The organism is Streptomyces sp. NPDC111802 (genome assembly GCF_055634335.1).
In genome coordinates this window covers 1-14,807 of the sequence record NZ_JBVKCZ010000082.1, presented here as the reverse complement: position 1 = coordinate 14,807, position 14,807 = coordinate 1, and the positions used below count along the sequence as shown (strand labels likewise).

The window sequence follows — 14,807 nt, the reverse complement described above, 5'->3', positions numbered from 1 at the left end:
CCCGCGGAGCGGGATATGCAGCGCTGGCGCGCTGCATAGGGAACGGCTCCGCTGACGCTCCGCCAGATTCTCGCGCAAGCGCGAGAATCGAATTCCGCAAGCGGAATTCTGAGTGCGTGTCAATTCGCGCAAGCGCGAATTGGGGGAATCCCGCAAGCGGGATTCCTGGGGCTGGCGGTAAGGGGTGGGTGCATCACGCGCGGGACTGTGTAGGGCTTGGGATTCCCAGTGCTCACCCCTGTAACGGATGTGACGGACCGTCGGCCTGACGCGGTGCCGGCCTCGTCGTAGTGACGGGTTCCGCTGCGCTCCACCCTGAACCCTCCCCCACCGTCTGACTGTCCCCGACATGTTGCCAACGCCCTGTCAGCATATAGGACAACCGGCCGTTCGTGGGTGAGATTGAGTCACTGTGCCACCTTCGGATGCAAAGTTAACGTACGAATGATGCATCACGAGTCATGACTGTGTAGAGTCTGGGGTGCTACACCCCTACCACCGCGCACCTTGCGCCTGGATTCCATTTATTATTACGCGCTACATTCCGCGAAAAGGAGAACACGGGGCATGGCCGTGAAGCTGCGTGATCACCAGATCGAGGCCGTTGCCGCCATTGTGCGGGGTCTTGATGTTCCGCCGGGTGGTATTCCTTGGAATGGTCTTCGTGGTCAGGTGCACGCGGCGTGTGGGACGGGGAAGACCATCATGGCGGCGGCGTCGGCGAGGCGGCTTGTGCCCAGGGGGCGTGTGCTCGTGTTGGTGCCGACGCTGGATCTTCTGGCGCAGACGGTGAGGGCGTGGCACGGGGCCGGGCACAAGGGGCCGGCGGTTGCGGTGTGTTCGCTTCAGGACGATCCGGAGTTGTGGTCGTTGAAGGTGCGCTCCACGACGAACCCGATCCAGTTGGCGCTGTGGCACGGCTCCGGGCCGGTCACCGTCTACGCGACGTACGCCAGCTTGGGAGTCCTGGCGGAGGCGTTCGAGGGCGTCTACGGCCAGAAGTTGGACCCCGTGGACTTGGCGGTGGTTGATGAGGCACACCGGACGTCGGGCTCGATGGGTAAGGCGTGGGCGGACATCCACGACCAGAGCGTCATCCCGGCGTACCGGCGGTTGTATCTGACGGCGACGCCGCGGATCTGGGAGGAGCGGCTGGGCCGGGAGGTTGCTGAGGGGGTGCGGGATCCGCTGCCGCGGGAGATGGCGGCGAGCATGGATGACGAGAAGGTCTTCGGGCCCGTCCTGTACAAGCTCTCGCTCGCCTCTGCCGTCTCCCGAGGCTTGCTGGCGCGATACCAGATCATCGTGCTGGAGCTGAAGGATCCGGTCGTCACCCCGGAGCGGCTGATGGGTGAGGAGCGGCACACGGAAGAGGTGCGGGGGCAGCGTCTTGGGGCCTTGCAGGCCGCGTTGCTGCACACGATGGCGCAGCACGACCTGTCGACGTGCATCACCTTCCACCACCGGACCATCGAGGCACAGGCGTATGCGGAAGGATTGAAGCGCGTCGCGGCGAAGCTGCACGCGGATCAGCCCGAGACGTACCCGGCTCGGATCTGGGCCAACTGGCTGTGCGGCGAGCACGTCCCTCAGCGCCGGCAGGAGGTTCTCGGCTCGTTCGGGTCTACTGCGCAGCGGGCCGTGCTCTCGAACTGTCGTGTTTTGGGCGAGGGCGTCGATATTCGAAGCGTGGATTCAGTTGCCCTGTTGGACCCCAAGGGAGCGCCGCACGACATCGTCCAGGCCATCGGGCGCGCTCTGCGGCAGAAGCCGGGACAGGGCAAGCTCGCCTCTTTGATCGTGCCGGTCTTTCTCCAGCCGGGAGAGCAGCCGGAGGATATGTTCATCTCAGGATCGTATCGGCCCCTGGTGAAAGTGCTTGAGGGTCTGCGGGCTCATGATGAAGAGGTCGTGGAACTGCTGGCGATTCCGCAGGAGCCTCAGAAGGACGTCGCGCAACCGTCCGTGAACATCGGCTCTGCGCCCGCGGAAGGCGAGAAAGAATCCCGCCTGCTGCTCCGTTTCGCCGCCCCCAGGGATCCCGTGATGGTCGCCGACTGGGTCTCCTTCAACGTGATCGACACCGAACGCCAGGACTGGGCCCGCAACTGGGCAAAACTGAAGACATACGTCGAACGGGTCGGGAACGCCCGCGTGCCCTACGGCCACCGCGAAGGCGCCACACCACTAGGACAATGGGTCGCAGAACAACGACGCGCCTACGCAGCCGGACAGATGACCGGCCAACGCGCGAGGCGACTCGAACAGCTCGGCATGGTCTGGTCCCTGGCAGATGAGCGGTTCCAGGAAAACCTGGAGGCCGCCAAGGCCTATTACGAGCAGCACTGGACGCTGTGCGCACCCCGCTCCGCGACCATGCTCGACCGGCCCGTGGGACAGTGGCTGTCCAACCTCCGCCGCCCCGGCGCCCTCGACGGACACCCCGAATGGAAGACCGCGCTGGAGGCCGTCGATGAGGACTGGAACCCGTCGTGGCCGCCGGAGTGGCAGCGGCACTACGCCGCGCTACGCGAGCTCGTACGCGACGAGGACGGCCAGGCCGACGTCCTGCCTGGCCTCACCGTCCACGGCATGGACATCGGGAAATGGCTCGCCCGGCAGCGCAAGCCCGAGGTCTGGCAGGCCCTTCACGACGGGCAACGCGAACGCCTGGAGCAACTCGGCATCACGCCGCTCGCCTCCGAGCCGGAGACGCCCGCGAAGCCGCCCACGACGCCCATGGGGGCTTTCGAGAAAGGCGTGGCGGCCCTGGCGCAGTACAAGACCCGTACGGGCTCGGTGACCGTCCCCAGAACCCACGTAGAGGCGGTCGAGGTCGACGGCCAGGAGCACTCCGTCAAGCTCGGAGTCTGGATCATGAACCAGAAGGGACGCCGCGCGAAGCTCACCGTTGACAAACTCGCGCAGTTGGCCGACCTCGGACTCGAGTGGGCCGCAGCCTGACCCGTGTCGGGGGCCCGAGCGTTCCGGCGCTGAAAGCTTTCCTGCTCCGGGCCGGTGTCATCGGACTGATGTATGTGTAGCGCCTGGGATCTGGGGCGACTTGCCGAGTTGGTCGAGTGCCGTGCGGCTTCGTACGCCGGCACGGCTGTACTGGATGGCGAAGGCGGCTGTCAGTGGTTTGCCGGTACCGGTCAGTTGGGTGCCGAAGGGCTGGGATACCTGGGACCAGGACGGCGAGCCGTGCCGTGCGGTGCTTGTGGGAAGGGGGCCGCCCCGTGCCGGGAACGCAGGATGGGTATTTCGAAGGGGGCCCGTCGGCCGTGTTCCCGTCCCGGCTGGGGCGGGCGGCCGCGATGCCCCGGCTGCTGGACCTCGACGGGCGCGGTGAGCTGACATCCGCGCATGTGCGTCTGGTCGCCCAGGCGTTGGGAAGTCGGAGCGGACGGTATGGCGATGGCTGGCCGCTGCCCGTGAGGATCATCGCCTTGCCCGGGTGGAGTCGTCCCATTTCACGGTCACCGCAGAAGTGCGGCGGCTGCTGGCGCTGTGGGGCGGTAACGCTTCCCGGGTCCACGCCGAGCTGGTGCAGCGGGCGGCCGGGGGGACGCGCCCGCGGTGCCGTCGCTCTCCACGCTGCACCGGGCGATCCGCCGGGACCTGACCCGCGGCGAACGGGCCGGGCTGAAGAGCGGGGAAGCCGCGCGGCGCGCGCATGACGTGTTCGGGCAGCGGCCGGCGGCGCACCGCAACGCGGCGTGGGAAGGGGGACCACAAGCACGTGCCTGTCGAGGTCGACGTGGAGGGTGAGCTGGCCACGCCGTGGGTGACCTGGTTCGTCGACTGCGCCACCAAGGCGATCGCCGGGGCGGCGGTCACCGCTCACACGCCGAGCCGTGACGCGGTGCTGGCGTCCCTGCGGATCGCGATCACCCGCACCAGGCCGTTCGGTCCGGTGGGCGGGCTGCCCGGTCAGATCCGGGTGGATCGAGGCAAAGAATTCCTGTGCCAGACGGTCACCGCGGCGATGGGCGCGCTCGCCGTCCCGTGACCGACCTCCCCGCCTGCACCCCGCATCTGAAGGGGACGGTCGAGGCGTTGAACGACGCGGTGGAGAGGATGTTCCTCGTCTCGCTCCCCCGGTATACCGGCCGTCAGAAACTCACCGGCGGCCGGCTCGCCGACCCCGATGCCCCGCCGCTGACGAGGCGTTCGTAGGGCTGCTGCTGGACTGGGCGGGCTGGTGGAACACCCGCCACCACCCTGCCGCGCTGAACGGGAAAACCCCCCTCCAGGCGTGGTAAGCCGATCCGACCCCACTGACGGACGTGTCCGCGGGGCAGCTGGCGACGTTCGCTCTGGAGGACGACGGGCGTACGTACACGATCAGCACCAGCGGGGTGCGGTGGCGCCGCCGGGGCTACCTCGCCCCTTGGATGAACGGCCGTACCGGCACCAGAGTGTCGGTACGGCATCTGCCCCATCACGACGACACCATCGAAGTCTTCGACGCCGCCACCGGCCGCCACCTCGGCTCGGCGTTCCTGGCCGCCGCGGCGAGCCGGGCCGTTCAGGCGGAACGGACCGCGGCCGCCCGCCGACTCAAAAACAAGCGGCCCTTTTCACTCGTACGTGACTGGCCGCGTTCACACGTACGGCGACAACAGCGGGCACCAGCAGCGTCGGGGACGGAAACCCACCCGACGGTACCCGCCACAACACAGAGGGCACCCCGCCAGGGCGGGGTGCCCTCTCACCTACACGGTCACGCTGAAGTCGGACACGCGGCACTCCACAGCAACGAACCCACGCCGATGCGGCTGGCTGCCTGCCCCGCAACTGGCAGACAGCCACACGCCTCAGTAAGGACCGCCGCCCGAAACGTCCTGGGGCTGATACTGCGGCGTCTCCGCCTGCTGGGACTGGTACTACGGCATGCCAGGCTGCGGTGCTGGACTGCACACCCTGATCCACAGACGGCTACTGAAAGGCAGCTGCATCCCAGACCGCTGCGCCCCAGGCTGCGTCTGCTCCACAGGAGCGACGCAGTTAGAGCCGCAACCTGAGATGCCCCAGGCACATTCGACGGATCCTTCACAGTCAGCCCAGTTCATCTGACTGCCCGGCTGATAGCCACCGCCACCAGCCGCCGACGCGGAGGATGACGATGAGGATGAGGTATCAACAGGCCTAACCGCATGGCTTAACCGCATCCACCCAACCACCCGCCGAACCAACGCCCCCCCCGGCCCCCGGACCAGCCAGAGCAGGCCCAGCAGCAGCTGCAGACTGCGTAGCGAGGGCGAGATAGCGGGCTGGGCCAGAGCGGACACCACAGCGAGCACAAGCCATGGCTACCGGGCCGGAACAGGAGGCTGGGGTCGGCGGGTGGGGGCGGGCCGTTGGCGGGCCGTAACCCCGCTTGGTTGCACGGTAGTTACCGGCAACCACCCACCACCCCCACACAAGCAGGACGAAACCAGCTCAGTAAGAACCGGCCTCACCGAAACCAGCACCGGCGTCAGACCCGCCGACACCAGCACCGGCGTCATAAGCCTGAGCCGCGGCACCGCCAGACCCGCCAATGCCGGCCTGCTGTGCAGCCGGGGCCGGAGCGGGAGCCTGCTGCTCCACAGGCGCAGACCCAGCTGCAGCAGCCGGAGCAGCCTCCGCAGCAGGCGCAGCCTCTGGAGCCGGAGCCGGAGCCGGAGCCGGAGCCTGCGTCTGGGCAGGTGGCTGGGCCAACGGATCCGAGCCTCCGCTACCGCCTGCACTACCGCCGAGCAGTGTCTTCCAGTCAGTTGGCTGACCCCACGACGGCGGCTGGGCCGGGTTCTCCTGGCCGGCGGCCGGCTGCGTGTCGGTACCAGAAGCGGCCGGGACCTGCCCGCCAGCAGCAGGCGCAGGCGTCGTTGTCTCAGGCGCAGGCGTGGATGCTCCTGGTACAGCCGTCGGATTCTTGAGGAGGTCAGCCCAGTTCGTCTGCACACCCGAACCATCCTCAGCACCAGCAGGTGAAGACAGACCGGCAGCAGGCACGGCGGCAGAAGCAGGCCCCGTGCCCTGCCCCGCCTGCGACCCACCCGTAGTCGCGGCAGACGCAGGCGCAGGCCCCTGCCCCTGCCGGGGGAAAGCCGCAACGTCTCCCGTGGCCGCGCCGTTGCTGGCAGGCGTGGCACTCACACCGCCGGCCGGACGGTCACCTCCAGGACTATCGCCGGGTACCGCTGCAGTACCGCGGGCGGCAGCGGCCGTACCGGGGCCCGAACCACCCGCCCCACCACCGGCGGACTCCTGCTTCGCCTTCGTCCAACCCCCCTGCCACTGCCCGTCGATGTACTTCCAGTCTCCCTGCCAGCCATTCTGCTGACCGTTCCACCTGTACGAACCATCACTGGCAGGAAGCGTCGAACCACCCGCATCCGCATGAGCAGCCGAAGCACCACTGGCTGCGGGGCCGGACCCCTGGGACGGAGACTGCTGAGCAGGCGGCAGACCCAGCCCAGACGAACGCTGCGACTGCGCCCCAGCAACCCCGCCGGCCGTGTCACCGGCACCCGGCGCCGGTGACACAGCCTGCCCGTGCACATCACTACCCTGCGCAGACTGCGCATCCGCAGACTTCCCGCCCGGCACCGACTGCGCCCCATCCACAGGCTTCACCTGCCCCCGCAGGTAACGCCCAGGATCCTTCATCGACTGCCAGCCGCCGTCCTTACCCTGGCTGTAACCGTCTAAACGGTCATAACCCTCAAGCGACGACCCAGGCTTCACTACATGCCACGAACCATCCTCAGCATGGCCATACACCACACCCGAACCATCAGCAGAAGCAGGCCCTGAACCACCAGCATCACTCGGGGCCTCCGCAACCTCAGGCTTCTCACCCCCACGCTTCACCTCACCATGGTCTGCTTCCGGACTCACCTTCGCGGCTTCACTCTCCGAACGACCATCACCCGGCTTCGCATTGTCCGTGCCCGGCTTCGCCACACCACCCCGCAAAGCGCCTGACGGGATATCACCGTCGGGATCCTTAAAGGCATTTTTCGGATCCACCTCCCGGCCGTTTCCGTCTTTTTCCGCCTTGTCAAGGGCGCTCTTTAACCCATCGCCATACGGCACCCAGTGGGATTGCTCTGTACGGCTATTGCCAGTGGACCCAAAAAGTTGACCCACCATCACAGGATTTCCGTTCTTATCTCTAGTAATCAGCGGGCCACCGCTGTCACCCACTCTAGTAGGCCTCGCGCGCGCTATATCAACCGGATTCGCTTTGCCAAGGTCTGGGGAGTCGCGCATGACTTCATTGTCCGCAGTCCAAGTATTTTTCCATCCTGGATGGACTTCAACATTGCCGCTAACAGGATCAGATGCACGCCGCCCGGCAGGGTAGACCTGACCATTCGTAGCCTTGGCAAAATCTCGAACCTCTTCGGCGGTGGGATTATCCTCTTTATCGAGGGCCCAGAGTGCCTTTGCGAATTCCAGTTTGTCTTGGTTTTGCTCTTTCCATCCGTACGCTCGCGCGGAAAAACTCTTCGAATCTGGCATTTCGATACCTTCATCGTCTGGCAGCCGCAGATACTGGGCACCGTGCACCGGATCTTTCAGGTGGAGGACGGTGGCATCCCCGCCTTTATCGGATGATGTCCCAGTACCCGTGTAAATCTTGTCGGGGACTGCTGTGTGCGTTTTTCCGTCCTCGCCCACGTAGGTAATCTTTATCTTCCCGGGTTCTGTATTTACCCCAACCACATGTGTTGCGGTAGCAACATGGCTGGGAGAAATAAAGGACCCGGTCCCCAGCCCATGGGGGGTGTCGATACGCGTCACGAAGCGGGCATTTGTTTCCCATTTGCTCTTCTTATAATGGTCCAGCCCGCTTCCGATCGCGCTGGCACTCGGGGTTTCCACAAGCTGGCTACTCACGGACGCCGTGACTCCGATGAACGTGGCGATCGTCGCATTACGTAACCACTTGTTAGTCGAAACCGGACCGCACCCCGATACCAGCCCGGTGCGCACCCTCTTGTGACGTGCCATGTCCCTCATCCTCCTCATGTGCCTGCTGCCAGATAATCCTGTGAGACGTGCTGTCAACGACAGAAACACATCACTCTCGGTCCCGTCACCCCCCAGCCGACTGGGCTCCCCGTTACGGAGGGGCAGACGTGATCCCGGCCATATCAAGGGCGAAACAGAAGAAGCCAGCGAGGGCTCAGAACGTTGCGCTCTGCATGCCAAAACCATGTCCCCGGAACAGCACGAACCCAAAGACAGCCTTATCCGACCCACCCGGCAGTGCGACACACATCACTTCCCGCGGGCGGTCGCAACAAGCGAAAAATATCCGGTCAAGCGCCACACCCGAGAGAGATATTCCTGTTCGGCGAGATCCCACTGCGTGCCATGCAGCCGCAGACCACCATCGTGAATGAAGAACCGCCAGCCACAGCCGCTCCCGCTGCAAGCACGGTGGCCATCAGCCCCGTACAGCGCGAACGCAAGCACGACTGCTGCCAGCGCAACCGCCCAGCAGTCCCTGCCGGACGCCGGACGGGTCTATCCGATTTAGGTGTTCTTCACCGTTTTGGTCTAGTAGTTGATGGTTGGTCTGGTTGGCCTACACCCGTCCGGCGGTGAGGCGGCCGTCGAAGAGCAGGAGAGTGCCAGGGTCGTCGTACGACGCGGACAGTCCGTCAGGAACCTTCCAGGACGAAAACGGGGAAGTGCCCTGGTAGCCAGGAACAGGAACACCAACACCCCTCGGCTGCGTCCGCGGCCACCCGCAGTGGAGTAAACGGGGGGCTGGTGGTGTGGCAGGAGGGGCAGCTGGCGTTCGGGCGGCTGCAGCGTCGCGGCGCCGCAGCCGCCCGTCTCTCGCAGGAGCGGCCTGCCCATCGTGGCCATTCGAGCTGCTGCGGCTGCAGGCCACGACACCACAGCAAGGCCGTACCGACAGCGCCGGACGGCCCTGGAGGGGCTGTTCGCAGAGCGCCGGCTCTTCGGCGCCGTGGGCGCTGTACTCGTCGACCACCGATGCGGGCACCATGCAGGAGTGGCTGACCGGGCCTGCGGTACACCGGCCGCAGCACCACCCTCTCGACAGCGACCATCCGTGGACGGGCTGGACGCTCTGCGCCGGGTGGGATCCACCGAGACCTTGAAGGTCACCCTGGTGCGGCCGGACCTGGTCGTGGAAGTCGACGTCGCCCGGGACGGCGCGGGCCGGTGGCGTCACCCCGCGCGCCTGCACCGGACCCGTCCTGATGTCTCCCCCGGCGAGAGGTGGCCTCAACCGGGTCCGGGGGCGCAGACGATGAAGCCGGTACCCGCAGAGGTGGGTGCCGGCTTCGTGCGGGCAATCCAGCGGTGTGCTCCGGCCTTCGTGTGCCTCCTGCCCGCCGTCGCCTCGGCGTTCGGGGTGTTGCGGGAGCGCTGCGCGCACGTGGGTCCGGTGGGCGCAGGGACCGGCCGGGCCCGGCCTGCGGACGGCCTTCACTGCGCGGAATATGCGGGACCGCCGGCTGCCTGGTCGTGGTCCGGGGCCGGTGCGGCAAGTTTGAGGGCGTCTTTGCGTGTGGTGATGTCGTCGAGGCGTTGGATGAGCTCTCTGACCGGTGGTTGCGGGGTGGCGTCCGCGTCGACGGCGGCTCTGTGCGCTGAGGAGTTCGCCGTAGACCGCTCCGTAGGCTCCGCAGAGCTTGACGGTTTCCTCAGCGCGCTCGTGCAGGCCGGTGGCGTAGGGCGCGGCGATGGTCGCCGCGATCAGGCAGGAGAGCGTGCAGAGCACGATCTGGGCGGTGAGGGGGGAGGTGTCGGCGATGAGGGGCCAGGCAAGCAGAGCGGTCAGGACGCTGAGCGGCCGCGGCAAGGTGATACACGCGGGTCCGGTGCAGCAGGCGGACCGCTTCCGTGGGGGTCCTTCTCACCCAATAGCGGGCGCGTGCGGTGCTGGCCTCAAGCCGATACAGGAGTGTGCCGTCGGTATGCGGTGGGCCGGCAGGACGTTTTAGTTGTCGGACCAACGTCAACAGCAATCCCATGGCACTCCCGCGCTCGTCCGGTCGTGATTCCACAGTGACGTCAGTCGAGCGTGCTTTCCCAACGCAACGCGCCGATTCCCGGTACGCCGGACCGTGCCGGAAAGCCGGTCAGCTGTCTGCCGTATGCTTTTGCGATCATCACGGGGCGAGGGCATAGTGTGAAAACGAGCCCAGCCGGGTGTTTCCGAGTGAAGGAAACACCCGCGCCGGAACCCCGGCCCGATTACGGCGGGCCGGGGCTCTCGGTGACGCGATGGCGGGACTTTCACATCTGCCGATCTGGAAATGAACCTACTGACGGCCAATTCCGACGGCACCTCAAAGATCACTAACGTGTGACGTGCAGCCGCCAACCGGACGCACACGGAAAGCCCTGGCACGCTGCTGACGACATGTCAAACACCTGCAGCCCCCGGCGATTTGAAGGCAGGCATTAGGCCGGTCCGGTGAATAAGACGGCAGGCCTCACCCCGCCGGGACGCCCACCGCGTGTCGGACGTTGACACCAGCGCCGAAGCAAGCACTGAGAGCATGTCAAGCACCCAACCTCCGGCCCGGCAGGTCCCACCGACAGTGCGCGCGGCACCAGAGGACAAGACCCACACGGCGCCGAGTCCACCAGGACCTGTCATGACCGGCGGCGAGGACACCGGCCGTGACCGCAAGCCACTGGCGGACACTACGACCCATACCGACCGGCCGCCGGCGGCGGGCCGCCCGAAGGACCATGGCCCACCGCCAGCGAGTGCTGGGACACGGCACGGGCGCGGACTCCACCGCGCCCCGCCTCCCCTCCCCCCCTGCCGAAGGCCCCCCGAGGAGACGGTGGTGGTCTGGCCGGGTGTCCGCAGGCGATCGAGCGGGGCGCGGGCGGCAGCGCCGGGATGAGAAGTTGATGAGGAATCACAGGCCGCCCGTCCCGGGTGGCGCAGCGGCCGGGGCCGGGCCGGGTGGGCTGAGCCGGGCTGGATGGGCCGGATGCGTGAGGGCTGCTCCGCTGTTCCGGCGAACGACACGCCTGTCCGGGTGTCAGATCACCACCGCCGCATCCCTTTTGCCATATTTTCCGGTTGCCCGCTGTCTTTCTCCTACGGAAATGCCAAGGCCTGCCCCGCCCATGCCCGACGGACCGAACCGCACACACCCCACACGCGGCCTGCGCGCGCACACGCTGAGGACCTGCGCCGTCGCCTCCCTTGCGGCCTCACTCGCCGCCTGCTCCCCCGCCGGCACCCCCTCCCGCACACAACAGCACTCAGCACAGGCGTCGGCGCCCGCCCCCGGCCCGCCACGCGAGAGACGGGCCGCGACCCTCGCGCGGGCCCTCAAGCCCCTCCAGCCCGACGGCGACACCCGGATGGCCGTGGCGGTACTCGACCTGGACAGCGCCGACCAGGAGATCGCCTCCTACGGGACAAAGGAATCCTTCGACACGGCCAGCATCAGCAAACTCGGCATCCTCGCAGCTCTCCTGCTCCAGGCGCAGGACCAGGACCGCGAGCTGACCGCCGCGGAACGCGGGAACGCCGAGGAAATGATCCGCACCAGCGACAACGACGCGGCCAACACCCTGTGGCAGACCATCGGCGAAGCCGACGGCCTCGACGCAGCACACGAACGACTGGGACTGCAGGCAACCCAAGGCGGTTCCGGCACCCGATGGGGCCTGACCCAGACCACCGCAACCGATCAGCTCCAACTACTGCGCGCGGTCTTCACCCGAGGACCAGTATCCTCCCCGCGCCCACCGAAAGGGCTGAACCAGACCTCCCGCACCTACATCCGCCGGCTGATGGGACAGATCAACGATGACCAGGACTGGGGAATCTCCGCAGCCGCCTCCCCCGGCTCCCGATGGGCCCTGAAAAACGGCTGGAACCAACGCACCACCACGGGCCTATGGGTCATCAACAGCACCGGCCAGATCACCGTCCACGGCCACCGCTACCTGCTCTCCATCCTCAGCAGCGGCAACCCCACCATGACAAGCGGGATCAAACTCGTCGAACGCGCAGCACGAGCAGCCGTCGGCGCCGCCAGCACACACGTGAGGCCCTGGCCACACTAAGGTCCGTCTTCAAAGATCATCGGAGGGCGGATCATGGTGGGGTGATACCCCCGCCACGAACTCACCGACCAGGAGTGGGAGTTACTCGCTCCTGTTGCTACCGCGGGCCACCATGGGACGTCCGCGCGTGTCGGACCGGCAGGGCATCAACGGGATGGTCCACAAGATCCGGACCGGGATCTCCTGGCGTGACCCGCCGGAACGCTGCGTCCACCGGCGCCGTTACGCCATCGAGGCACGGGCTTCACTCATCCCGACCGCGCACGCGGCAGACGGCGCCTGGGCCGTACCCCCGTTCTTCATCTCTCCCCGCTGGTCGGCCGGGTGAATGAATGCACGGACGCGTTAGACGAGTACTTGGGGCTCTTTGCGGTGTACTGCGGTGGGAGGTACGCCGATGGCCGGACGAGCGTGCTGTGTGACCGTGTGCATTGTGGTGACCGCCGGCGGCATCGCCGGATGCGGCGCGGTAGCCGACCGTCGGGATGACGTACGCAACACCGTGACCGCCTTCCAGTCGGCTCTGGATGCGGGGGCGTACGACCGGGCGTGCGCCGTTCTCGCGCCGGGCACCTTGGAAGAGCTCGAGCAGTCGGCCGGCAGCCCGTGTGCGCAGGCGCTGCGTGAGGAGCCGCCGACGCAGGGCGGTGCCGTGCGGCGAACGGACGTGTACGGCAATCAGGCGCGGGCGGTCCTTTTGTCCGACACCCTCTTCCTCTCCCATTTCACCTCCGGTTGGAAGATCGTGGCCGCCGGCTGCGAGCGTCGACCGCAGGAGCCGTACCAGTGCCGGATCAAGGGCGGGTGAGATGTGAGGGTCATGTTCACCGCCGTTCTCGTGATCATCGCGGTCGGCCTCGTCTATCTGGCGGTCCTGGGGCTGATGCACCGATGACCGAGCACTCCTCCCGAACCAGCCCGCCGAAGCATCGGGGCCTGCGTGGCTTCGTGCGGGACAACGGGCTCGGGCTGTTCTTCATGGTCACGTTCCTGTTGGCGCTATTCGGGCAGGCGATCGCCGGCCACGCCGACTTCAACAACCAGATGGCCACCGACCAGCTCCAGCAGGTCTCATTCGGCGAATACATCACCACGTCCGACTTCGCCGTCGACGTGTCCGAGAACTGGCAGTCGGAGTACCTGCAGTTCTTCCTTTACGTCGGCGCCACCGTCTGGCTGCTGCAACGCGGCTCCCCAGAGTCCAAGGAACTGCACAAGGGCGGCACCGAGCCCGACGAGGAGCAACTGGTCGGCGAGTACGCGAAGGAGAACTCGCCCAGGTGGGCGCGGGCCGGCGGATGGCGACAGGCGGTGTACTCGCACTCACTGCTGCTGGTCATGGGGACGATCTTCCTGCTGTCCTGGCTGGTCCAGTCGATCACCGGCGTCGCCGCCTACAACGAACAGCGACTACGGCAGCTGCAGGCACCGCTGAGCTGGGCCGACTACCTCGGCGCGGCGGACTTCTGGAACCGCACCCTGCAGAACTGGCAGTCCGAACTGCTCGCCGTCGCGTCAATGGCCGTGCTGTCGATCTACCTGCGCCAACGCGGCTCCCCGGAGTCGAAACCGGTGGGAGCAGCCCACGGCGCCACCGGCGTGGAAAGCTGAGCAGACAGTCGCGAGGCCCGATATGTGACACATGAGTGTGTGGGTGGCGTCGAGGCGGACCCATCACGGCACTGCTGCGGCCGGGTGGGCGGCTCGCGGTGACCGTCTGGGAGATGGGTGCGCTCGGCGGCTGGGGGCAGGCCCTCAAGGGGCGGTCGAGACGGAGCGTGAATGGTGGCCGGGGTTCGTCGCAGGCGGCCCACCCGGCCCGTATCGACGCCGCCGACTCCCTCGCCGCCTGGTTGGAGGGCCTCGGGCTGAGCCGCCGAGAGCGCTTCACCGCTGGGGTTGGAGGCGGCCGCGGTCACGGATCTCGATGTCCGGATCCGCACTGCGTCGGCCGTCGTATGACCCGCCGTCATCAGGGAACCTCCGGGCAGGCCGCTGAGGGTTCCGACCGCGGTGTGCCGTGCCGAGGACGGCTGCGGCGCGGCGGACGACCGGGGCCTCGAAGTGCTGCGGGCCTCGACCCGGCAGTTACCGTGCGGGGAGCTGGTCGCGATCGGCTGCCTGGACCGCCTCTGTACTGCGCGGACCATCAGGGCAACCAGGTGCTGGGCGCCGGTCATCGCGGGTTGGCGATGAGATCGCTGTGACGCCTGGGGCTGCCCGGTCAGGCGGACTCGGGGGCTGTTCTCCACGCTCCCCACCGCCGGGTCCGATACGTGCCCGCCAGTCGGCAGACGAGGTAGATCGCGAACGAGATGGTTGACGTAGGGGCTGATGAGGATGCTGCTGCCCAGGGCGAGCAGGATCCCGCCCTCGATGGAGGCCACGGCGAACACCACGCTCAGCGCGGGCAGCAGGACAGGGGACGCGGTGATCCGTGCCGCGGCGGCCGCGGGTGTGACGACCAGGGTGAGGACCAGCAACGCCCCCACGATCTGTACCGAGAGTGCGACGGCGAGTCCCAGCACGAGCATGAACGCGAAGGACAGCGCCCCGACCGGCACCCCTCGGGCCTCGGCCACTTCGGGATCGGCGCTGGCGAACGCGAGCGGCCGCCACATGACCGCCAGCGCTACTAGGGTCCGTCTTCAAAGGGATCTTGCCCAGAGCAGGAACGACGCGAGTGTGACCGCCGCTTCATAGGAGGTGGCGGTCTTGTCGTATCTGGT

General features: G+C 67.1%; 9 protein-coding genes and 1 pseudogene. 8 read left to right on the top strand and 2 right to left on the bottom strand.

Going from position 1 to position 14,807, the window contains the following annotated elements; translation table 11 throughout:
• Positions 1-567 precede the first annotated feature (567 nt).
• From ACZ7NC_RS42165 to ACZ7NC_RS42150, 4 genes are all read left to right on the top strand, one after another.
• Positions 568-2,964, top strand: coding sequence for a helicase associated domain-containing protein (locus ACZ7NC_RS42165; protein WP_471497081.1), 2,397 nt, complete (start codon positions 568-570; stop codon positions 2,962-2,964).
• 778 nt (positions 2,965-3,742) lie between these two features.
• A complete protein-coding gene (locus ACZ7NC_RS42160) occupies positions 3,743-4,012 on the top strand; it encodes a hypothetical protein (protein ID WP_471497079.1) in 270 nt (89 codons plus the stop codon).
• Positions 4,009-4,179, top strand: coding sequence for a hypothetical protein (locus ACZ7NC_RS42155; RefSeq protein ID WP_471497076.1), 171 nt, complete (start codon positions 4,009-4,011; stop codon positions 4,177-4,179). Before ACZ7NC_RS42160 ends, ACZ7NC_RS42155 begins: the two co-directional genes overlap by 4 nt.
• A 218-nt stretch (positions 4,180-4,397) precedes the next feature.
• On the top strand, positions 4,398-5,027 hold the full coding sequence (locus tag ACZ7NC_RS42150) for a hypothetical protein (protein ID WP_471497085.1): 630 nt from the start codon (positions 4,398-4,400) through the stop codon (positions 5,025-5,027).
• A 418-nt stretch (positions 5,028-5,445) separates the two neighbouring features.
• Here the strand turns inward: ACZ7NC_RS42150 and ACZ7NC_RS42145 are convergent, their stop codons facing one another.
• Positions 5,446-8,007: a hypothetical protein gene (locus ACZ7NC_RS42145; protein ID WP_471497073.1), complete on the bottom strand. Its 2,562-nt coding sequence runs from the start codon at positions 8,005-8,007 to the stop codon at positions 5,446-5,448.
• Between the two features lie 3,360 nt (positions 8,008-11,367).
• On the opposite strand from ACZ7NC_RS42145, the gene ACZ7NC_RS42140 reads away from it, so the two are divergent.
• From ACZ7NC_RS42140 to ACZ7NC_RS42125, 4 genes are all read left to right on the top strand, one after another.
• Entirely contained in the window at positions 11,368-12,078 is a 711-nt protein-coding gene (locus ACZ7NC_RS42140; protein WP_471497083.1) for a serine hydrolase, read from the top strand.
• Positions 12,079-12,190: 112 nt separating this feature from the next.
• Positions 12,191-12,406, top strand: coding sequence for a hypothetical protein (locus ACZ7NC_RS42135; RefSeq protein ID WP_471497071.1), 216 nt, complete (start codon positions 12,191-12,193; stop codon positions 12,404-12,406).
• Between the two features lie 69 nt (positions 12,407-12,475).
• A complete protein-coding gene (locus tag ACZ7NC_RS42130) occupies positions 12,476-12,886 on the top strand; it encodes a hypothetical protein (protein ID WP_471497069.1) in 411 nt (136 codons plus the stop codon).
• A gap of 83 nt (positions 12,887-12,969) precedes the next feature.
• Positions 12,970-13,689, top strand: a complete 720-nt coding sequence (locus ACZ7NC_RS42125) for a DUF6766 family protein (RefSeq protein ID WP_471497067.1) — start codon at positions 12,970-12,972, stop codon at positions 13,687-13,689.
• 613 nt (positions 13,690-14,302) lie between these two features.
• On the opposite strand, the pseudogene ACZ7NC_RS42120 reads toward ACZ7NC_RS42125, so the two are convergent.
• Positions 14,303-14,717 (bottom strand): annotated as a pseudogene (locus ACZ7NC_RS42120) (metal ABC transporter permease); the annotation flags it as partial.
• Between the last annotated feature and the right edge of the window lie 90 nt (positions 14,718-14,807).